This window comes from Streptomyces sparsogenes, from assembly GCF_001704635.1.
GTDB classification, from domain to species: Bacteria; Actinomycetota; Actinomycetes; order Streptomycetales; family Streptomycetaceae; genus Streptomyces; species Streptomyces sparsogenes.
Map to the genome: position 1 here is coordinate 1 of NZ_MAXF01000192.1, position 19715 is coordinate 19715.

Annotated in this window: 18 protein-coding genes and 1 pseudogene; 13 read left to right on the top strand and 6 right to left on the bottom strand. The window is 73.6% G+C overall.

Annotation, left to right across the window (positions count from 1 at the left end; translation table 11 throughout):
* Positions 1 to 702 (top strand): annotated as a pseudogene (locus BBH68_RS42410) (hypothetical protein); the annotation flags it as partial.
* 31 nt (positions 703 to 733) lie between these two features.
* Here the strand turns inward: BBH68_RS42410 and BBH68_RS35315 are convergent.
* A complete protein-coding gene (locus BBH68_RS35315) occupies positions 734 to 1477 on the bottom strand; it encodes a GntR family transcriptional regulator (RefSeq protein WP_065967873.1) in 744 nt (247 codons plus the stop codon).
* 303 nt (positions 1478 to 1780) lie between these two features.
* On the opposite strand from BBH68_RS35315, the gene BBH68_RS35320 reads away from it, so the two are divergent.
* Positions 1781 to 3262, top strand: a complete 1482-nt coding sequence (locus BBH68_RS35320; RefSeq protein ID WP_065967874.1) for a short-chain fatty acid transporter — start codon at positions 1781 to 1783, stop codon at positions 3260 to 3262.
* A gap of 7 nt (positions 3263 to 3269) precedes the next feature.
* Here the strand turns inward: BBH68_RS35320 and BBH68_RS35325 are convergent, their stop codons facing one another.
* The 3 genes from BBH68_RS35325 to BBH68_RS35335 all read right to left on the bottom strand — a co-directional run bounded on the left by BBH68_RS35325 (position 3270) and on the right by BBH68_RS35335 (position 6224).
* Positions 3270 to 4055 carry a glycosyltransferase family 2 protein gene (locus tag BBH68_RS35325; protein WP_079151412.1) on the bottom strand — a complete coding sequence of 262 codons (786 nt, stop codon included), beginning with the start codon at positions 4053 to 4055 and terminating at the stop codon, positions 3270 to 3272.
* A 40-nt stretch (positions 4056 to 4095) separates the two neighbouring features.
* The gene (locus tag BBH68_RS35330; protein ID WP_065967875.1) at positions 4096 to 5151 is read right to left on the bottom strand and encodes a DUF8094 domain-containing protein; all 1056 of its coding nucleotides are present in this window, start codon (positions 5149 to 5151) and stop codon (positions 4096 to 4098) included.
* Between the two features lie 179 nt (positions 5152 to 5330).
* Entirely contained in the window at positions 5331 to 6224 is an 894-nt protein-coding gene (locus tag BBH68_RS35335) for a Vgb family protein (protein WP_076971231.1), read from the bottom strand.
* A 299-nt stretch (positions 6225 to 6523) separates the two neighbouring features.
* Between BBH68_RS35335 and BBH68_RS35340 the strand changes: the two genes are divergently transcribed.
* Both BBH68_RS35340 and BBH68_RS35345 read left to right on the top strand, forming a co-directional pair.
* Positions 6524 to 8176, top strand: coding sequence for an MFS transporter (locus tag BBH68_RS35340; RefSeq protein WP_065967876.1), 1653 nt, complete (start codon positions 6524 to 6526; stop codon positions 8174 to 8176).
* Between the two features lie 208 nt (positions 8177 to 8384).
* Positions 8385 to 8777: an SsgA family sporulation/cell division regulator gene (locus BBH68_RS35345; RefSeq protein ID WP_245738460.1), complete on the top strand. Its 393-nt coding sequence runs from the start codon at positions 8385 to 8387 to the stop codon at positions 8775 to 8777.
* A 74-nt stretch (positions 8778 to 8851) separates the two neighbouring features.
* On the opposite strand, the gene BBH68_RS35350 is transcribed toward BBH68_RS35345, so the two are convergent.
* Positions 8852 to 9373 (bottom strand): hypothetical protein, encoded by a 522-nt coding sequence (locus BBH68_RS35350; protein ID WP_065967877.1) that lies wholly within the window; start codon positions 9371 to 9373, stop codon positions 8852 to 8854.
* A 221-nt stretch (positions 9374 to 9594) separates the two neighbouring features.
* Between BBH68_RS35350 and BBH68_RS35355 the strand changes: the two genes are divergently transcribed.
* Genes BBH68_RS35355 through BBH68_RS35365 form a run of 3 tightly spaced genes read left to right on the top strand, consistent with a single transcriptional unit; the run spans position 9595 to position 12820 of the window.
* Entirely contained in the window at positions 9595 to 10773 is a 1179-nt protein-coding gene (locus BBH68_RS35355) for a hypothetical protein (RefSeq protein ID WP_065967878.1), read from the top strand.
* Entirely contained in the window at positions 10770 to 11639 is an 870-nt protein-coding gene (locus BBH68_RS35360; RefSeq protein WP_065967879.1) for a carbohydrate kinase family protein, read from the top strand. The genes BBH68_RS35355 and BBH68_RS35360 overlap by 4 nt, the downstream gene beginning before the upstream one ends.
* On the top strand, positions 11636 to 12820 hold the full coding sequence (locus BBH68_RS35365) for an MFS transporter (protein WP_076971228.1): 1185 nt from the start codon (positions 11636 to 11638) through the stop codon (positions 12818 to 12820). Before BBH68_RS35360 ends, BBH68_RS35365 begins: the two co-directional genes overlap by 4 nt.
* A gap of 13 nt (positions 12821 to 12833) precedes the next feature.
* Here BBH68_RS35365 and BBH68_RS35370 read toward each other — a convergent pair whose 3' ends face one another.
* Positions 12834 to 14210, bottom strand: a complete 1377-nt coding sequence (locus BBH68_RS35370; RefSeq protein ID WP_065967881.1) for an FAD-binding oxidoreductase — start codon at positions 14208 to 14210, stop codon at positions 12834 to 12836.
* Positions 14211 to 14370: 160 nt separating this feature from the next.
* Here BBH68_RS35370 and BBH68_RS35375 point away from each other — a divergent pair, with 160 nt between their 5' ends.
* The 6 genes from BBH68_RS35375 to BBH68_RS35400 all read left to right on the top strand — a co-directional run.
* Positions 14371 to 15390, top strand: a complete 1020-nt coding sequence (locus BBH68_RS35375; protein WP_174589131.1) for a beta-ketoacyl-ACP synthase III — start codon at positions 14371 to 14373, stop codon at positions 15388 to 15390.
* A 57-nt stretch (positions 15391 to 15447) separates the two neighbouring features.
* Positions 15448 to 15690, top strand: a complete 243-nt coding sequence (locus BBH68_RS35380; protein ID WP_065967882.1) for an acyl carrier protein — start codon at positions 15448 to 15450, stop codon at positions 15688 to 15690.
* Positions 15687 to 16910 (top strand): beta-ketoacyl-[acyl-carrier-protein] synthase family protein, encoded by a 1224-nt coding sequence (locus BBH68_RS35385; RefSeq protein WP_065967883.1) that lies wholly within the window; start codon positions 15687 to 15689, stop codon positions 16908 to 16910. Before BBH68_RS35380 ends, BBH68_RS35385 begins: the two co-directional genes overlap by 4 nt.
* 62 nt (positions 16911 to 16972) lie before the next feature.
* Complete coding sequence (locus BBH68_RS35390) at positions 16973 to 18826, top strand: acyl-CoA dehydrogenase family protein (protein WP_065967884.1); 1854 nt, start codon at positions 16973 to 16975, stop codon at positions 18824 to 18826.
* 3 nt (positions 18827 to 18829) lie between these two features.
* On the top strand, positions 18830 to 19252 hold the full coding sequence (locus BBH68_RS35395) for an acyl-CoA thioesterase (protein WP_065967885.1): 423 nt from the start codon (positions 18830 to 18832) through the stop codon (positions 19250 to 19252).
* A gap of 1 nt (position 19253) precedes the next feature.
* On the top strand, positions 19254 to 19715 hold a 462-nt coding region (locus BBH68_RS35400), incomplete at its 3' end, for a fumarylacetoacetate hydrolase family protein (RefSeq protein ID WP_174589132.1).

Sequence of the window (19715 nt, forward strand, 5' to 3'; positions counted from 1 at the left end):
GGCTACGCCGCCATCCGCTGCGGCGATCCCGGCGGCGTCGGCATCTCGGTCACCGGCGGCACGGCGGCGGCCATCGCCGCCCGCGGACCCGACGGCAAGCTGTGGGACATGGGCTGGTGGAGCCAGCACGCCATGGGCGCCACCGGCCTGGCGAACCAGGCATTCCGGGCGGTCCTCCTGGCCGAACTGGAACTCGGACCGCCGACCGCCCTGACCGAAGCCCTGCTCACCCACTACGGCAAGCCCACGGTGGCCGCCCTCAACCACTGGCTGACGCGCCGGGAGGGCCATGCCACGGGGCAGGAGCGGAACAGTTGCGCACGGGTGGTCACCGCGGTGGCCGCGGCGGGCGACCCGGTGGCCGTGGAGATCATCCGCGCCCAAGGTGCCCGCTTCGCCCAGTACGCCGGGGTGGCCGCGCGGCGCACCGGCCTCACACGGGCCGACCGGCCCGTGAGCGTCGTACTGGCCGGCTCGGTGCTGATGGCCGAGGACTCCCCGGTCGCCGAGGCACTCCTCGCCGAGCTGCCCGCCCACGTTCCCGGAGCGGTGCCGCTGCGCGGCTCGCTGCCACCCGTGGCGGGAGCGCTGCTGGACGCCCTCGCCGAGGGGGGCGTACCGCTGCACGAGCGGGAGGTGGCCGACGCCGTGTCGGCTCGGGTGACGGCGACCATGCCGCCCCGGGAGTTCCTGGCCACCTGACGCGGCCACCGCGGCCCCGGCCGAGGCCGCGTCAGGAGCGGATCGGGCGGAACAGGTCGGCCTGGAAGCGGTAGGCGTCGCTGCGGTAGACCATCCGGCCGGCCAGGATCAGGGAGCCGTCGTCGGCGTAGGTCAGCTCCTCGCCGATCAGCACCGGCGCGCCCGGCTCGATGTCCAGCAGCTCCGCGGTGGCCGGGTCGGCGGCCGCCGCGCGGACGGTGTAGGAGCTGCGGGCGATCCGCAGCCCGCAGTCCTGCTCCAGGGTCTCGTACAGCGAGCGGTCGGTGAGGTCGATCTCGGCCAGCCGGGGGGCGAGAGCCAGTACCACCACGCTGGAGTCCACGCACACCGGCACGCCGTCCAGGCGGCGCAGCCGGCGCAGGTCGAGGACGCGCGAGGCCGGGGCGATGGCCAGCTGCTCGGCCTCTTCGAAGGCGGCCGGGCGGACGCGTCGGTGCAGCACCTCGGACTGCGGGCGCAGCCCGCGGGCGCGCGCCATCTCGGAGAAGCTCTGCAGGGTGCTCGGCGGTTCGCCGACAACATCGCGGCGGACGAACCAGCCGCGCTGCGACGAGCGTTCCAGCTTGTTCTCCTCGGCGAGCTTGCCCAGGGCCAGGCGCAGGGTGGAGCGGCTGACCCCGAGGGTCGTGGCGAGATCGCGCTCCCCGGGCAACCGACTTCCGGCTGGATAGACCCCGCGGCGCAGCGCGTCACTGAGTTGGCGGTAGGTCTGCGAGACGGCGGCCCCCGCCCTGGTGTCCTCCACGCTCGTCATGCCGCCTAGGGTACCAACACTGGTCTGCTGGATGAAGCAAACAAACCAGCTTCCCATATTTGGACTAAGTGGTCTGCTCGGACGCCCCCTGCGGATGGCCGCCCCCTCTGGTGATCGCTCATGGGCAACTCCCACATGGTCCGGCGGAAACCGGTGTGCGGTGCCCCTATTGCCTCGTTCGATCACCCCCCATCAGTATCTTGCGCGCCCTGCCTCGCCATGGATCGGGCCGTGACAGCACCACACTCACGGGCCCGGGAAGGCGCGCGAAGCCGGGTGAACCCGAACGAACAGGAGATCCGTATGACCACGAACCCCCTCAAGACGTCGGAAGCGGAGGTGAACGGCGGCGGGGAGACCTGGCTCGCCCGGCTGGCGTTGCGGTTCACCCGCTTCTCCGAGAAGTGGCTGCCGGACGCTCTCGGCTTCGTTCTGATCGGCACGTTCGTGGTGCTCGGCCTGGGGCTGGTCTCGGGGGAGAGCCTGCTCGGCACGCCGGGCGACCCGAAGGCGACCAGCGGGTTCGGCCTGGTGGACGCCTGGGGCAAGGGGTTCTGGTCGCTCATAGAGTTCACCCTGCAGATGGCGATCATCGTCATCGCGGGCTACGCGGTCGCGGTCTCGCCGCCGATGGCCCGCCTCATCGTCCGGCTCGCCGCCCTGCCCCGGACCCCGCGCGGCGCCATCACGTTCACCGCCGCGGTGGCGATGGCCACGGCGTATGTGAACTGGGCCTTCAGCCTCGTCTTCACCGCCATCCTCGCCAAGGAGATCGCCCGCCGGCTGGCCGGCGTCGACTACCGCGCCATCGGGGCTATGGCCTTCCTCGGCCTCGGCACGGTGTGGGCCCAGGGCCTGTCGGGGTCGGCCGCGCTCCAGGTGGCCAGCGCGGTGTCCAGCCCCGCCGCCGTACAGGAGATCATCGCCGAGGGGCGTGGCAGCGGGGTCATTCCCCTGACCGACACCATCTTCCTCTGGCAGGGCGTGGTGGCCACCGCGGTGGTCTTCGCGGTCGCGGTCACCATGGCCTGGTTCCTGGCCCCGTCGCCTGAGCGGGCGATGACCGCGGAGCGCCTCGGCATCGATCTCGGGCCCGGACTCCGCACGAACAGCCCGGACTCCCGGCGCAGCCGCCCCGGCGAGTGGGTCGAGTTCAGCCCGACCCTCACGATCGCGCTGTTCGTTCTGGGCGTGTGGTATCTCGTCCGCCACTTCGCCCAGGCCAAGGGCAACCCGCTCAACGCGCTGGACCTGAACACCGTCAATCTGATCCTGATCCTGCTGGCCCTCATCCTGCACTGGCGGCCCGTGCACCTCGCCCGCGCCTTCAAGGAGGGGGCGCCGGCCGCCTCAGGTGTGCTGCTGCAGTTCCCGCTGTACGGCGGCATCTTCGGGATGATCGCCTTCACCGGGCTGCACCAGACCATCGCGGACTGGCTGGTGTCGGTGTCGAACGAGTACCTCTATCCGCCCCTCATCGCCATCTACAGCTGTGTGCTCGGGGTGTTCGTGCCCAGCGGCGGTGGCAAGTGGGTGGTCGAGGCGCCCTACGTCCTGGGGGCGGCCAACGAGCTCCATGTGAACCAGGGGTGGATGGTCGTGGTGTACGACCTCGGCGAAGCCAGCGCCAATCTGCTCCAGCCGTTCTGGATGCTTCCCACCCTCGCGATCCTCGGTCTGAAGGCGCGGGACATCATGGGCTACACCTTCGCCATGTTCCTCGCCCTGTTCCCCACGGTGCTCGTGCTGGTGACCCTGCTCGCCCGGACCCTGACCTTCCCCTGACGGTCCCTCATGGGGCGGTGGAACAGGCCTGCCCGCGCGGGCGCAGCATGTCGCGGAGGGCGCGGGTGTGGTGTTCGATGATGTGCATGCGGGCCTCCCACTCCGGTCCCTGGGAGTGGGAGGGGTGCTGGGTGATCTGGTCGGGGTGCTTGCGGTAGAGAAGGCCGACCTCGTCGTGGAACCAGCCGTCGGCCAGGGCGTCGAGGCCGAGGAGCAGACCGGTGTCGCCGGACGCCGGCAACGCCATCCACCCGCCGAGGACCAGCAGGAGTTCTCGGCGGGCGCACAGCGTGGCGGGGTGGACCTGCGCCCGCTTGTTGTCCTGCCAGTACCGCCAGACGCTGCCGGCCGGGAGGACGCCTCGCTCGGGGTCTCCGTCGAAGCCCACGGTCGACCCGTCCGCAAGCAGGTCCAGCGCGCGCGACGTGGTCCATCCCACGGTGGGACGACGGCTCAGGATGTCGATGTCCCGGGCGAGCGCGCCCGGCGCCATCAGGTCGTCCGCGTCGAAGACCTTGATGTACTCGCTCTCCCCGGACATGCAGCTGCGGGCGAAGGCCATGGTGCGTGCCACCTGGGGGCCGCCGCGGCGCGAGGAGTCGATGGAGATCCTGGGGTCGCCGCCGGGGAGGTGCGCGGCGGCGTGGACGCCTTCGCCGTCCTCTTGTATCAGCCATTCCCACTCCCAGCCGTCGGGGAGTTCCTGCCGGAGGATCGACTCGTATGCCTCCGGCAGCAGGGACACGGCGGGCCCGTGCACGGGAGTGACGATCGAAACCAGGTGGCGGCTCACTGGCACTCCTCAGGGCTCACCGATGCGGAAGATCGACATGCTAGCCCTTGGCGTTGATGAGCTGGAAGCTGTACCCGGTCACGCGGACCCGCTTGCCGGACGGCGGGACGACGGCCATGGCCATCAGGGAGTCGGAGCGGGTCAGGCGGGTCGAGGTGGTCCTGCCGTCCAGGTAGATGTCCGTGACCGCGGGCATGTTGTCGATGCGCATGACGGCCTCGCACTGCAGGCCGTCGGTCTTCGCCCAGTTCACGTAGTCGACCCCGAAGTCGTACAGGGCCACGGCGCCGCCGTCGGTGGTCCTGAGGCCGTAGACCGTCTCGGCGGCGGTGCGGCCCGGGTTGTAGGTGCCGTTGACGCAGCCGTCGGGGAAGTCGGCGCGCTTCGCGTAATCCCTCTTCCAGTCCTTCACCGCCGAGGTGTCCGTGAATCTGCTGCCCGCCTTCTTGCCGCCGGTCAGGTAGAAGTCCTGGGACAGCCCGCGCAGATCGTCGAGCTCGGTGTTTCCCACCCGGTCCGACGCCCCCAGCACTGAGGCGAATCCGTCGCCGTCGCGCTGGATCTCCGGCGTTTTCTTTCCGAGCTCGCCGACGGCCACCGCCTTCCAGGCGGCGCCCTGACCGCTCTTGTCGCGCTTGAAGGCGATCAGCCGCCGGCGGTCCTTGCCGATGTTCTTGCCGGTGACCCGGGTGTCGACCCAGAAGACGCTCTGGGCGCCCTTGCGGGGAATGTAGAAGTGGGCGCCCTCGACCGGGTAGTAAAAGGGAACCTTGTAGGAATTCTGTTCCTTCTCCGACCAAGCGGAGAACTGGGTGAAGGTCGCCTGACTCTGCTGGAGCAGCGCGCCGCCCTCCACCTGGGCGATCTTCTTCGGGTCCGGTACGGCGTTGGCCTCGTTGTTGACCTTCGCGTAGTGGAGCAGGACTCCCCGCGCCGCTGTGAGGGAGATGACGCCGGCCGACGTGGACGACTCGTCCTCGGCGGCGGCGCTTTCGCCCGTGGAATCCGATCCGCCCCGGCCTCCGCCCCCGGACGTGGATCCCGAACCGGAGCAGGCGGTAAGGGCGACGGCGAGCGCGGCCGAGGAGACAACCATTCGCCCAAGTCCTGATACGTGGTGGCGCATTGTTCGGGTCCTCTGCCATGGGTTTCCGCGCGATGACCGCCACAGGCTAACGGACCGAGTCACTCCGCATTTCGTGAGGCCCCGGCGGGGCGGGGCGCGCGGCGTGCGCCCCGCGCGGAGGCCTCACCGTCCGATACGGGCGAGAGGCCTCACCGTCCGATACGGGCGATACGGGCGAGGGCGCCGATCTCGAGCGCCGTCCACAGCGCGCCGTCCGGGCCGAGGGCGATGCCGTGCGGCTCGCTGCCGGGGGTTGGCAGGTCGTACTCGCTGACCCTGCCGTCCGGGGTGATCGTCCCGACGCGGTTGCCGCCCCACTCGGTGAACCACACGGCGCCCTCGGCGTCGGTGGTGAGGGCGTGCGGCCGCGCCTGGCGGTCGGGCAGCGGGAATTCGGTGATGTCGCCTTCGGTCGTGATGCGGCCGATCTGACCGGCGGCGATCTCGACGAACCAGAGCGCGCCGTCGTGTCCCACGGTGATGCCCACCGGTGCCGCGGCCTCCGTCGGCAGGGGGTGGAGTCGTACCGTGCCCGCGGTGTCGATCCGCCCGATGGCGTTCGCCTGGTTCAGGGTGAACCACAGCGCGCCGTCGCCGCCCGCGGTGATCGCGGAGGGAAACGCGCCGGTGACCGGCAGCTCGTACTCGGTGACCTGCCCGCCGGGGGTGATCCGGCCGATGCGGTCGGCCGTGGTCTCGGTGAACCACAGGGCGCCGTCGGGCCCCTGGGCGATGCCGAACGGGCCGCAGTCGGGAGTGGGCAGCGGGAACTCGTCGATCACCCCGGCGGTCGTGACGCGGCCGATCCGGTGCGCCCGGTATTCGGTGAACCACAGGGCGCCGTCGGGGCCGGGCGTGATGATCGTCGGCCCGCGGTCCGGCCCGAGCGGGTGGTCCGTCCGCTCACCGGCGAGGGTGAGCCGGCCGATCCGGCTGCTGTGGACCTGCGTGTACCACAGCGCGCCGTCCGGGCCGGCCGTGACCGCGTACGGGCCGCTCTCGCGGTCGGTCACCTGGTGTTCTTCGATCGAGGGCCGGGGCACTGTGTCTTCTCCTCCACGTGTTGGCCGGAACCACCACGGCACCCTGCCCACGGGCGGAAGCGAGTGCAACCACTTTTCCCGGGAACGGGTGAGGATCGCAGGGGCGGGGGCCGCCTCCGGCCCGCCCTGGCGCGCTGCGCTACGGGACCACGACCCGTGCGCTGTCAGGCAACGCCTCCGGGCCGCGGTTCGTAGTCTCAGGGCGACCGCGGCCTCAGGGCCGACCGCGCCCGCCGCACCGCGCCGACCACCGCCCGCCAGAGCCATGGCATCCACAACGCACACCCGCATGGACCAGGATGAGCCCCGCACCATCACCGCGAACGACCCCGAAGCCGGAATCCGCCTGGGCGCCCCTCGCGGCGCGCGTCTTCCGGGCGCTGTGGATCGCCCAGCTGGTCTCCAACATCGGCAGCTGGATGCAGACGGTGGGCGCCCAGTGGCTGCTGATCGGGCACGACGCGGCTCTGGTGACCCTCGTCCAGACCGCTTCGAGTCTCCCCGTCGTGCTGCTGGCCCTGCCCTCCGGTGTGCTGGCCGACCGCTTCGACCGTCGTTCGGTGCTGCTGACCGCGCAGTTCGCGATGCTCGCGGTGTCCTGCGCGCTGACCGCGCTGGCGTTCACGGGCGCGCTCACCCCGGCCCTGCTGCTCACCCTCACCTTCCTGCTGGGCTGCGGCACCGCGTTGATGGGCCCGGCGTGGCAGGCGATCCAGCCGGAACTGGTGGCACGCGACCGGCTGTCCCAGGCGGCCGCGCTCGGCGCCGTGAATGTGAACCTGGCCCGGGCCCTCGGGCCGGCGCTCGGCGGAGCGGTGGTCGCGGCGGCCGGCTCGGGGTGGGTCTTCGCCTTCAACGCCGCCTCCTACCTGGGCATCGCGGGTGTGCTCGTGTTCTGGCGGCGCCCGGCGGCGGCCCGCCCCGTCACCGGGGGCGAGAAGGCGCTGGCCGCCCTGTACGCCGGCCGCCGCTATGTGTGGAACGCGCCGGGCGTCCGCCGGGTCCTCCTGCGCACGGTGTTGTTCATCCCCGGCGCCGCCGCCCTGTGGTCGCTGCTGCCGCTGACCGCGAGCCGGTCCCTCGGCCTCGGCTCGGGCGGGTACGGGCTGCTCCTGGGCGCGGTGGGGGTGGGCGCCGTGGCGGGGGCCTTCGCCCTGCCGCGGATCCGCCGCGCCGTCGGCGCGGGCGGCGTACTCGGCGGCGGCGCCCTGGTCTTCGCCTGCGTGCTGGCGGTGCTGGCCACGGTCCGGATCCCCTGGCTGGTGACGCTCGCGCTGCTGCCCGCAGGTGTGGCCTGGATCGGTGTGCTGTCCACCCTCAACGCGGCCGTACAGACACGGCTTCCCGGCTGGGTCAGGGCTCGCGGGCTCGCCGTCTACCTCCTGGTCTTCCAGGGCGGGCAGGCGCTGGCGGCGCCGCTGTGGGGGGCCTTGGCCGGGTGGCTCGGGCTCGGCACCGCCCTGCTGATCGGCAGCCTCCTGATGCTGCTCGGCGTGGCCAGCGTCCGCCTGTGGCCGCTGTACGACGCGGAGGGCATCGACCCGTCGCCGTCCGACCACTGGCCCACTCCCCCGCTGGTGTTCGACCCCGGGCCGGCCCACGGCCCCGTGCTGGTCTCCGTCGCCTACCGGGTCGCCCCCGAGCACCGGGCCGAGTTCGTGACCCGCATGGGCCGCGTCGCCCGTTCGCGCCGCCGCACCGGGGCCCTCACCTGGGGCCTCTACCAGGACGGCAACGACCCGGCGCGGTTCATCGAGAACTATCTGGTCGCCTCCTGGTCGGAACACCTCGCCCAGCACCACAGCCGGCTCACGGCCACCGATCGCCGCCACGAGGAGCAGGCGCGCCGCCTGCTCGCCCCGGGCACCCGGCCGGAGGTGACACACGCCTTCGACACGGCCGAGGGGGCCGTCGTCCCGGACCCGGGCGACCCCGTGTCGCCCACCCGCTGAGCAGCGGACACGACGGTTCCTCACCGGACAATTCCACGTGCGCTCCTCGGCAACCCGTCCGCTCGGGTCCGCCGTACGGTCGTCCTCGGCACCTGCCGCAGAGCCGGGGCCGACCGACCGACCGAACCGCACCAACAGCCGCTGACAGGGGGCGATGATGGGACACCCTCCGTCCCGTGCTCACGACGGACTCTCGATCACTTTCCCGGTGGACGTCCACGTCACCGTCCCGGGCGCACCGCCGGTGCCGCTGCCCGGAGAGCTGCGGTACGACAGGGCGGACCCCTATGCCGTGTGCCTGTCCCTGGGCAGGCCCACCCCGTTCTCCGTCGACTGGTTCTTCGCCCGGTCGCTGCTCGCGGAGGGGCTCCGCCGGCCCGCGGGGATCGGGGACATCGTGGTGATCCCGCAGCGCCACCGCCATCCCGACGCGCTCCGCATCCTCCTGCGGCCACGCGCCGGGGTGGCGCTCCTGGACGTCAAGGCCTCCGCGGTCGGCGCCTTCCTGCGGCAGACCGAGGTGATGGTGCCGCCGGGCACCGAGCACCGCCACCTCGACATGGACGATGTCGTCGCCAGGCTCACCGCCGGCGGTGAGTGACCCGCCCACGGGTCTGCGGCGGACGGCAGGCCGGTGGCGGGCCGGCGGGTCAACTTCTGGCTCTACGACAGGGGTCAGCTGCCGGCGTGCGGCTGACACCGTCCGCCGGAGACCGTGGCGGACGCCCGGACCCCCTCGGTGGTCCTGGCCTCCGAACCGAGGGATCCCGGAGAGACCACGGTGGCCTTGCTCGTGGTCACCCGGATGCAGTGAGCGGGTCCGTCCTCCTCGGCGAAGACTGTGAAGTCCAGCCCCCGGTCGTGCACCCGCAGATCCTCCCAGGCGCCCTTGCCCTCGGCCGCGCGCCGCAGGGCGTCATCCACCGCGTCACGGAGGGCGTAGGCGCTGCTGTACGTGTCTCCGTCCACCGCCTCGGCCGCTTCCCGCGCCACCGCCCCGACCTCGTCGTCGCTCCACGTCCGCTCCTGGCGCACGTTCACCAGATAGAGGCCCAGGCCCACGAGAACGACTCCGTAGAGCAGCCATCCCGTCCGGCGGGAGAGGACGGCGTCGCCCGTCGGGGCGGGGGAGGTACGCGCGGCGGCTGTGAAGCAGGCCACCGCCAGCACGAAGACGACGACGATGAGAGCGACCACCCACTCATGATGTCCCGGCCGGGCACCCCCCGAAACCCGAAACACTCGAACGACATCCGCCGATGTCCGGAATCGCGCGCGTATCGATAAACGGCACCGGAAAATCCCCGGAGTTCCGTCACCCGAAATTCCTTGAAAGGCAACGGAGTCGAACCCGCATCGCGTGATTGTTGTAACCTCTGCCTTCTCGCCCGATCACCCTGGCATCGAGAGGAACACGCGTGGGTTTATCCCCCGGCGCCGGAATTCCGTCCGCCCGCTCGACGGAGAAGGCGCGTTCCGTCCTTTACGTCGTCCACAACCGGGTTTCCCTGCGGACGCTGCGCCGGGTGCACCGGCTGCTGGCGGGCGACGGCCGGCTGTCCTTCGCCGCGACGCTCGCCCCGGACCGCTTCGGGCGGGGCTGCGAGGCCGAGGCGGACCGCTGGGGCCTGCCCCTGGTGCCGTTCGAGGCCGCGGCCGCCGAGCCGTGGGACCTGGCGCTCTTCGGCAACCACGGCGGGGCCCACCTGTTCACGCGGGCCGCGGCACGGGTGTTCGTCCCGCACGGGGTGGGCGCGGGCAAGCTGGCGCTGGGCCAGGACTTCACCTACGGCCCGGACTTCGTCCTGCGCTCGGGAAAGCCCATCTACACCGCCATGTTCGAGGCGAGCGAGGAAGGGCGGCAGCGGGCGGAGGACATCACCCCCCGGCTCGCCGGGCGGATACGGGTCGTCGGCGACCTGGAGACCGACGAGTTCCTCGCCGTCCTCGCGCGCCGCGCCACCGCCCGGGCCGTGCTGGGCGTGGCCCCCGAGGACTTCCTCGTGCTGCTCTCGGCCACCTGGGGCGACGCCGGGATGCTCGCGTGGCACGGCCCCGCCCTGCTGAGGAGCGCCCGCCGGCTGCCCGGGGACGTCCGCGTGGTCCTCAAGCCGCACCCCCACAACTGGGGCCCGCGCGGCCGCCCCCGCCCCCCTCTCGCCCGCGCGCTCGCCGCGGCCCCGGAGACGGTCTGCCTCGTCCCGCCGTGGCAGTCCTGGATGGGCGCGTACGCGGCCGCCGACCTGGCGGTGTACGACTTCGGCTCGCTCGCGCTGCGGTTCGCCCTGCGGCCCAGGCCGATGGTGGCCGTCCCCGCCGGGCCGGGTGCCGTCACCCCCGGGTCCCCGGTGGACGCGCTGCGCGCCATGACGCCCGAGCTGACCGAGCCCTCACTGCCCCGGGCGCTCGAACTCGCCTCGGCCGCCGGGGTGCCACCGGACCTCGCCGACCTCGCGCCCCGCTTCGTCAGCCACCCCGGCCAGGCCGCGCACCGCACCCGTGGCGCACTGTACGAGCTGCTCGACCTGGCCGCACCGGGCCCGCGGGAGGGAGAGGAGCGGGAGACGCGGGAACGGGCGCTGGAGGGCAGCGGATGAGGGCCGTCGTCGCCGGCATCGCCAACCAGCAGACCCGGCTGCCGGTGGAGGGTTTCCCGCACCCGTACAGCCCCGCGCGCCACCTGCCCGGCCGGATCGAGGACGCGGTCGGCGGGGTGGGGTTCAACGTGGCCGCGGCCCTCGCGCGGCTGGGGGCCGCCGTCGACCTGCTCGCGCCCCTGGCCGACGACCCGCCGGGGCGGGCGGTGCTGGCCGCGGCGGACCGCCTGGGCGTGGGCACCCGCCTGTGCACCCGGGCCCTGGACCGCACCCCGCGATCCGTGGTCCTCGTGGACACCACCGGCCGCCGCGAGGTCAACACCGACCTCGGCGGGGCCCTGGCCACCTCCGTCGACCCGGCCGCCTTCCGCACCGCCGCCACCGGGGCGGACGTGTGCGTCCTGGGCAACCTCGACTTCTCCCGCCCGCTGCTGCCCGCCGCCCGGGGCCTCGGCGTGCCGGTGGTGGTGGACCTCCAGGACGTGCGCGGCCCCGACCACCCGTACGACCAGGACTTCCTCGCCGCCGACACCCTCGTCATGAGCCACGAGCGCCTCGCGGGCCGGGACCTGCCCGGCTTCCTGCGCGCGCTGCGGTCCCGCTCCCGCGCCTCCCTGCTGGTCCTCACCCTCGGCGCCGACGGCAGCCTCGCCCTCACCCCCGACGACGCGGACTGCTGGCGCACCCCGGCCGTGGACGTGGGCCCGGTGTCCGACACCACCGGGGCGGGCGACGCCTTCACCGCCGCCCTCGCCCACGCGCTGCACGGCCGGCGCCTGCCCGCCCGGGAGGCCGTCCGCGCCGCCACCGCCCACGCGGCCTCCCGCCTCGCCGGCCGCCCCGCCCGTGGCGGGCCGCCGCGATGACGGGGCTGCGCGTGCTGGTGGCGGCCCAGGCGGTGTCGCTGGCCGGCTCGGGGATCAACGCGGCCGCCGTGGCCTACCTGGTGACGGTCCGTTCCGGCGTACCCGCCCTCGGGCTGGTGCAGGGGATCCCGCTGGTCGCCACCGTCGTGTGCGCCCCCTGGATCGGCGTCCTGGTGGACCGTCACGACGCCCGCCGCGCCCTGGTCGCCGCCTCGACGGTGCTGGCCGCCCTCACCGCGCTCATGCTCCACTACGGAGCCTGGTGGTACGCCCTGGTCCTGGCCGTCCGCACCCCGTGGGAGGTCGCCCTCTCCGGGTCCCTGGCCCGCCTCCTGCCGGCCGCCGCCGCCCGCGCCGGCGTGCCCGTGGCCAAGGCGAGCGGGACGATGTCGCTCACCGGTCGGCTGGCCACCGCCGCCGGGGTCGCCGCCGGCCCCTTCCTCGCCGGCACGCTGGGGCCGGCCGTGTTCGTGGCGGACGCGGCCACCTTCGCCGCCACCGCCGTCGCCTTCCACGCCCTGTGCCTGCCGGCCCAGGCCACCGCCACGCGCACCGGAGCCGGCGTGACCCGCCAGTTCCACGAGGGCCTGCGCTATCTGCACGGCCGCCCCCTGGCCCTCTACACGGCCACGCTGTACACCGTCGCGGGCGTCGCCTGGGGCGCCAAGGATACCCTCTACGTCGCCTACGTCGACGAACGCCTGGGGCTGCCGGCCCAGGTGTGGGCCGGGCCCTACGGGGCCGCGGCCCTCGTCGGGGAGACCGCCGCCGCAGCCCTCATCGCCTCCGGCCGCCTGGGCCGGCCCGAGCGCATCCCCGCCGTGGCCACCGGCGCGGTGCTGCTACTGGGCGGCTGCCTGCTGACGGCCGCCGTGACGACCTCGCCGCCGGTGGCCTTCGCCGCCAAGGTGCTGGAGGGAGCGGCGACGAACGTGGTCGGGGTGCTGGCCGTGACCTTCGTGTCGCTGCTGGCCGCCGAGCGCATGCGCGGCCGGATGAAGACCCTGCTGACCACCGCCAACCGGGTCTCCCTGGGCGCGGCGAAGGGGGCGCTGCCGGCCCTGGCCGGGGCGCGGGGCGTCCACACCGCCTACGCCGCGGCGGGGGCGGCGGTCCTGGCCGGGGTCGCCCTGGCCGCGCTCCTCCCGCGCCGCCGCCCGGCTCCGCCACGCTCCCCGTGAAGACCGGCGGGCGTCAGGCGGTGAAGACCTTCCCCGGGTTGAGGATGCCCGCCGGATCCCACACCCGCTTGATGCCGCGGTGCAGGTCCACCACGGCCGGGCTGAGCTCCCTGGCCAGGCCGCGCATCTTCAGCAGGCCCACCCCGTGCTCGCCGGTGACCGTGCCGCCCAGGGCGATCGCCTGGTCGACGACCTCCTCGAACACCTCGCGGCCCCGGGCCAGTTGCCGCTCGTCGCCACGCGGCACGACCAGCATCGGGTGCAGGTTGCCGTCCCCGGCGTGGGCGAGGCTCGCGATGCGTACGCCGTTGCTCTCGGCGGTGCGCTCCAGGCGGGCGAGCATCTCGGGGACGAGGGTGCGGGGGACGCAGATGTCCTCGCTGAGGACCATGCCCAGGCGTTCCAGCGCGGGGTAGACCAGCCGGCGGGCGGCGAACAGGGCGTCCGCCTCGGCCGGGTCGGCGGACCGGGCGCTCCAGGTGGCGCCCGCGGCCTCGAAGCAGGCCAGGACCGTGTCGGCCTCCTGGAGGCCGGCCGCTCCGGGGGCGTCGCAGCGGGCCAGCAGCAGCACGTCGCCGCCGTCGGTGAGGCCCATGTTCTTCCACTCGTCGACGGCGCGCAGACAGTAGCGGTCGACGAGTTCGAGGGCGCTGGGGACGACACCGGCGGCCACCACGTGGGCGACGGCCCGGCCGGCGCTCGGCAGGTCGTCGAAGTAGCCGACGACGGTGTGCTCCTGGGCGCGCTCGCCGCGCAGCCGCAGGGTGATCTCGGTGACCAGGCCCAGGGTGCCCTCGGAGCCCACCAGCAGGCCGGCCAGTTCGAAGCCGGCCGAGCTCTTGGCGGTTCGCCGGCCGAGCCGGACCACCTCGCCGCGGCCGGTGACCGCCTCGAGGCCGAGCACGTAGTCGCGGGTCACGCCGTACTTCACGCAGCACACCCCGCCCGCGTTGGTGGCGACGTTGCCCCCGATGGTGGACCACGGGGCGCTGGCCGGGTCGGGCGGGTACCACAGGCCCTTGGCCGCGCAGGCGGCCCGCAGGTGGTCGTTGACGACGCCGGGCTGCACCACGGCCAGGCGCTCGTCCGGGTCGATGCTCAGGACGCGGTCCATCGCGGCGAAGGAGACGACCACGCAGCCCTCCACGGCGTTGGCGCCGCCGGACAGGCCGGTGCCGGCCCCGCGGGCGACCACGGGCACCCCGCGTTCGGCGCAGTACGCCACGACGGCCGCGACCTCGCCGGTGTCGCGCGGCCGCACCACGGCCGCCGGGAGGGCGTACGGCGCGCCGGCGGCCTCGTCGTGGGCGAAGGAGGCCAGCCGGGCCGGGTCGGTGATCAACCGGTCGGCCGGGAGGAGCCCCGCGAGATCACAAGGTGTCGTGGTCATGTCGGCGAGATTCGCACCGGGCCGCAAGCGGGGCAATTGGCCCTTGGTACACCGCCACGCCGGGTGTACCAAGGGCCAATTGACCCCCTGACGAGGCGTCGGCAAGCCTGGTCCAACGCCACGCCAGGCCGTGAAAGGCGGCGATCAGGAGGGTGAGTCGATGACGGCGGTGCTCACGGGAATCGGGGGCTTTCTCCCACCCAGGGTGGTCACGAACGACGACCTCTCGCGCACACTGGACACCACGGACGAGTGGATCCGCACCCGGACCGGGATCCGGGAGCGACGGGTCGTGGCCGACGGGCTGTCGACCGGGGGCCTGGCCGTGGCGGCCGGGGCCCGGGCCCTGCGTTCGGCGGGGGTGACCGGGGTGGACGCGGTGGTCGTGGCGACCACCTCGCCCGAGCGGCTGTGCCCGGCGGTGGCGCCGGAGGTCGCGGCCCGGCTGGGCCTCGGCACGGTGGCCGCCTTCGACCTGACCTCGGCGTGCAGCGGGTTCCTGTACGGGCTCGCCACCGCCTCCGGCCTGATCGACTCCGGCACCGCCGACACCGTTCTGCTCATCGGCTCGGAGGCGTTCACCACGCTGGTGAACCAGCGGGACCGGACCACCGCGCCGATCTTCGGCGACGGGGCGGGCGCGGTGGTACTGCGCCGAGGCGAGCCGGAAGAGCCGGGCGCGCTGGGCCCGTTCGACCTCGGCAGCGACGGCGCGCTGGCCGACCTGCTGGCCATCCCGGCCGGCGGCTCGCGGCAGCGCTCCGCGGACGGCGGGCTCGGACACGACACGGTGACGACCGCGGACTGGTATCTGCGGATGGAGGGCCGTCCGCTGTACACCCAGGCCGTCGCGCGGATGACGCAGTCGGCGCGGACGGTCCTCAAGCGCGTGGACTGGTCGGTGGCGGACGTCGACTGGTTCGTCGGCCACCAGGCCAACATCCGCATCGTGCGGGCGGTCGCCGAGGAGCTGGAGCTGCCCGAGGAGCGGGTCGCGGTGAACATCGACCGGGTGGGCAACGCCCTGGCGGCGTCGGTGCCGCTGCTGCTGAACGACTACGCCGCCCGCGGCCTCCTCGCGGCGGGCCAGCGGGTGCTGCTGTCCGCCTTCGGGGCCGGCCTGTCCTGGGGCTCGACCACGCTGCTGTGGCCGGACGTCGAGGCCGAACCCGTCAACTGAGCCACGTTCTTTGCCTGTTCCACCTGTTCCGCCCTACCTGTTCCGGGAGGAAACGCCATGAGTTCCGTGCACGACTCCGTCGTCGAGGTCTTCGTCGCCCGCTTCGATCTCGACCCCGCGACGGTGGTGCCCGACGCCACCTTCGACGACCTGGGCCTCGACTCGCTGTCGCAGATCGAGCTGGCCACCGCGCTGAAGAAACGCCTGGGCATCGTGATCACCGACGAGGAGCTGGCCGAGATCGCCGTCGTCGGGGACATCATCGCCCTGGCCGAGCAGAAGGGCGCCGCGGTCCGATGACCGGCTTCGCCGCCGCCATCACCGGGATCGGGCTGGTCACGCCCGCCGGTATCGGGGTCAAGGAGAACTGGGACCGGGTGGTCGAGGGGAAGCCGACGGCGGCGTGCCACGCCGACCTGGACGGCCTGCCGGTCACCATGGCCTGCCGGGTGCCCGACTTCGATCCGGCCGGTCTGGGGCTGCGCGGCGCCTGGCAGTGGGACCGCTACGCCCAGTTCGCCCTCGTCGCCGCGCGCGAGGCCCTGGCCCAGGCCGGGCTCGCCCCCGGCGGGTGGGCGGACAGCTCCCGGGTGGCCGTGATCCTCGGCTCGGGCGCGGGCGGCACCACGACGCTGGAGGAGCAGCACCGGGTGCTGCTCGAGGAGGGGCCGTCGGAGGTGTCCGCGATGACCCTGCCGATGGGGCTGCTGAACATGGCGGCGGGCCAGGTGGCGATCGACATCGGCGCCCATGGGCCCTGCCTGGCGCCGTGCACGGCGTGTGCCGCCGGGGCGAGCGCGATCGGCCTGGGCCGGGAGCTGCTCCGGTCGGGGGTGGCCGATGTGGTGGTGGCCGGCGGCGCGGAGGCGCCGATCACTCCGCTGTACCTGTCCTCGTTCGCCAGGATGCGGGCGCTGTCGCGGCGGCTGGATGACCCTGGGACCGCGTCCCGCCCGTTCGACACGGGCCGCGACGGTTTCGTGCTCGGCGAGGGCGCCGGGATCGTCGTCCTGGAGTCCGAGGAGGGCGCGCGGGCCCGGGGCGTGCGGCCGGTGGCCCGGGTGGTCGGGTACGGCGCCTCCGCGGACGCGCACCACGTCACCTCCCCTCACCCCGAGGGCAAGGGTGCCGAGCTGGCCGTGCGGGCGGCCCTCAGGGACGCCGGGCTGACCGGCCGGGACATCGGGTACGTCAACGCCCACGGCACCTCCACACCGCAGGGCGACGTCGTCGAGGCGGGGGTGATCCACCGGGTGGCCGGGCCGGACGTGCGGGTCAGCTCCACCAAGGGGGTCACCGGACATCCGCTCGGCGCGGCCGGGTCCATCGAGGCCGCGTTCGCCGCCCTCACGTTGCACCACGGGGTGATCCCGCCGACGGCGAGCACCACCGAGGTCGACCCGAGGGTGGAGGTGGACGTCGTGCACGGCGCGGCCCGAGGCGGCCGCGTGGAGGTGGCACTGAGCAATTCCTTCGGCTTCGGCGGCCAGAACGCCGCGTTGCTGATCGCGGCCGGCTGACCGTGGTGGCCCGCCCCCTTCCGCCGGTCCTCACGAACCGAACCGCAGGAAAGGACCCACAGATGACCCCGCCGGTCTCGGCCGACCTGTCCCGGTTGCTCTTCGACGGCAGGTACGAGCAGACCCACCAGGACCTCCACGAGCTGCTGCTGGACCCGGTGTTCGACCCCCGCGAGGGGCTGACCATGGCCGAGGCCGGGAGGCTGGCCTACGAGCGGTCGCGGGCCGTGCACGCCGGCCTGGAGCGGCCACGGGAGATCCTGGCGGACCCGTGGCGGCTGTTCGCGCTGGCCGAGTGGCCGTCGCTGGTGGACGTCTCCACGTTCTCGCTGCTGATGGTGCACTACAACCTGGCCTTCGGCACGGTCGTGGAACACGGGGCCCGGGACGATCTGAAGGACCTGTTCGACGAGTTGGACCGGCTGGACTCCTTCAGCCCGTACATGGCCACCGAGCTGGGCTACGGCAACAACGTGGCCGCGCTGCGCACCGAGGCCGTGTACGACGCGGGGACCGGGACGTTCGTGCTGAACACCCCCGACGCGCTCGCGCAGAAGTACATGTCGTACAGCGGGTTCCAGGACATCCCGAAGCTGGCCGTGGTGATGGCCCGGCTGAAGGCGGACGGCAGGGACCACGGGGTGTTCCCGTTCCTGGTCCGGATCAGCGACCGGGACGGGCTGCGTCCGGGGGTGCACGCGGCGCCGTGCCCGGAGAAGCCGGTGCAGGGCCTGGACAACGGCCTCACCTGGTTCGACCATGTGCGGGTCCCGCGCCGCAACCTGCTGCACGGCGACATGGGCGGCTTCGACGAGAACGGTGTGTTCCGCCCGGCCGCCGGCAACCAGCGGAAGCGGTTCCTGCGCGCGATGAGCCGGATTCTGCCCGGTCGGCTGTGCGTCTCCAGCGCGGCCACGGGCGCGGGCCGGGCCGCCGTGTACATCGCCCTGCGGTACGCGGCGCGGCGGCTGACCAACGCGCCGGGCCGCAACGACCTGCCGGTCATCGAGTACCGCAGCCACCAGCTCGCGCTGTTCACCGCGCTGGCCAAAACGTACGCGATGACGCTGCTGCTCAACCACGCCAAGCGGGAGTTCACCGGCGCGCCGCGGGATGCGGTGCCGGCCGGGCTGGGCGACCTGGTGTCGATCACCAAGGCGCTGGCCACCTGGGAGATGACCGAGGTGGTCGCCACCTGCCGGGAGCGCTGCGGGGCCCAGGGCATCTTCAGCGTCAACCGGATCGCGGACTACGGCTCGCTGTTGCAGGGCCTGGTCACCGCGGAGGGCGACAACCAGGTGCTGCTGGCCACCACGGCGGGGCAGATCATCGCGCGGGGCGGCGACGGGGCGGAGGACGGCGCGGAGCCGGACACCGCCCCCGACCCGCGGGGCCGGAGCCTGCGGGACCCGGCGTTCCTGGTGGCGGCGCTGCGCCACCGGGAGCGGGAGCTGCTCCGGGCGGCCCGGGCGGCCATGGCGGACGACTCCGGGGACCGGACGTACTTCGAGGCGTGGAACGGGACGATCAACTCCGGTCTGGAGATGGCCCGGGCGCGCGGTGTGCGGATCGCGCTGGAGTGCTTCACGGCGGCGGTGGACGCGGCGCGGGACGAGACCGCGCGGGCGGCGCTGGGCCTGCTGGCGGCCCTGTACGGGCTGACGGAGGTGCGGCGGGCCGCCGACTGGCTCCTGGCGCGCGGGGTGCTGACGGCCGAGCAGGTGGAGCGGCTGCCGGTGGAGGCCGACGCGCTGTGCGCGGAGATCCGGCCGTACGCCGACACGCTGACCGACGGGTTCAACCTGTCGCCCGAGCTGCTGCGGGCGCCGATCGCGGCGGACGACTACGTGGCCGCGTTCCAGCGGCGGACCGGCGCCTTCGGCCCGGCCGCCGCCCGGCCCGCCGAGGGGGGCTGAGGGATGGCGCGGCACAGCTACTTCTGCCCGATCCGCTGGTCGGACATGGACGTCTACGGGATCGTCAACAACGTGTCGTTCCTGCGCTATCTGGAGGAGGCCCGGGTCGACTTCGTCTTCCGGATGGCGCCGACCGAGGGGGACGCCTTCTTCCGGGACGGCTCGGTGGTGGTGGGGCACACGATCCGCTACCGGCGGCAGCTGGTGCACCGGCACGAGCCGGTCGAGATCGAGATGTGGGTCTCCGACCTCCAGTCGGCGACGGTGACCATCGACTACGCGGTCAAGGACGGCGACACCGTGTACGCCACCGCCTCGACCACGATGGCGCCGTTCGACTACCGGGCGGGCCGGCCCCGGCGGCTGACCGACGACGAGACCCGTTTCTTCGAGAAGTACCTCGAGGACACCCGGGCGGTCGGCTGATATGCGGCTGCTGCGGATCGGTGCGCCGGGCGAGGAGCGGCCCTGCGCGGTGGGCCCCGGCGGGGTGGTGCGGGACCTGTCGGCGTGGGTGCCCGACTGGACGGGCGCGGCCCTGGACCCGGACGCGCTGCGGGAGCTGGGCGCACGGCTGGAGCGGGAGGCCGCCGGGCTGCCGGCGGTCGACCCGGCCGCCGAGCGCGTCGGGCCGCCCGTGCGTCCCGGCGGGCACCTGCTGTCGATCGGGCTCAACTACCGCATGCACGCCGCCGAGGCGGGCCTGGCGCTGCCGGACGAGCCGATTGTCTCGAGCAAGGCGCCGTCCACCCTGGTCGGCCCGCACGACGACCTGCTGCTGCCGCCGGGCGGGGAGAAGACCGACTGGGAGGTGGAGCTGGCGGTGGTGATCGGGCGGCGCGCCCGGTATCTGCCGGACCGCTCCGCCGCGCTCGCCCATGTCGCGGGC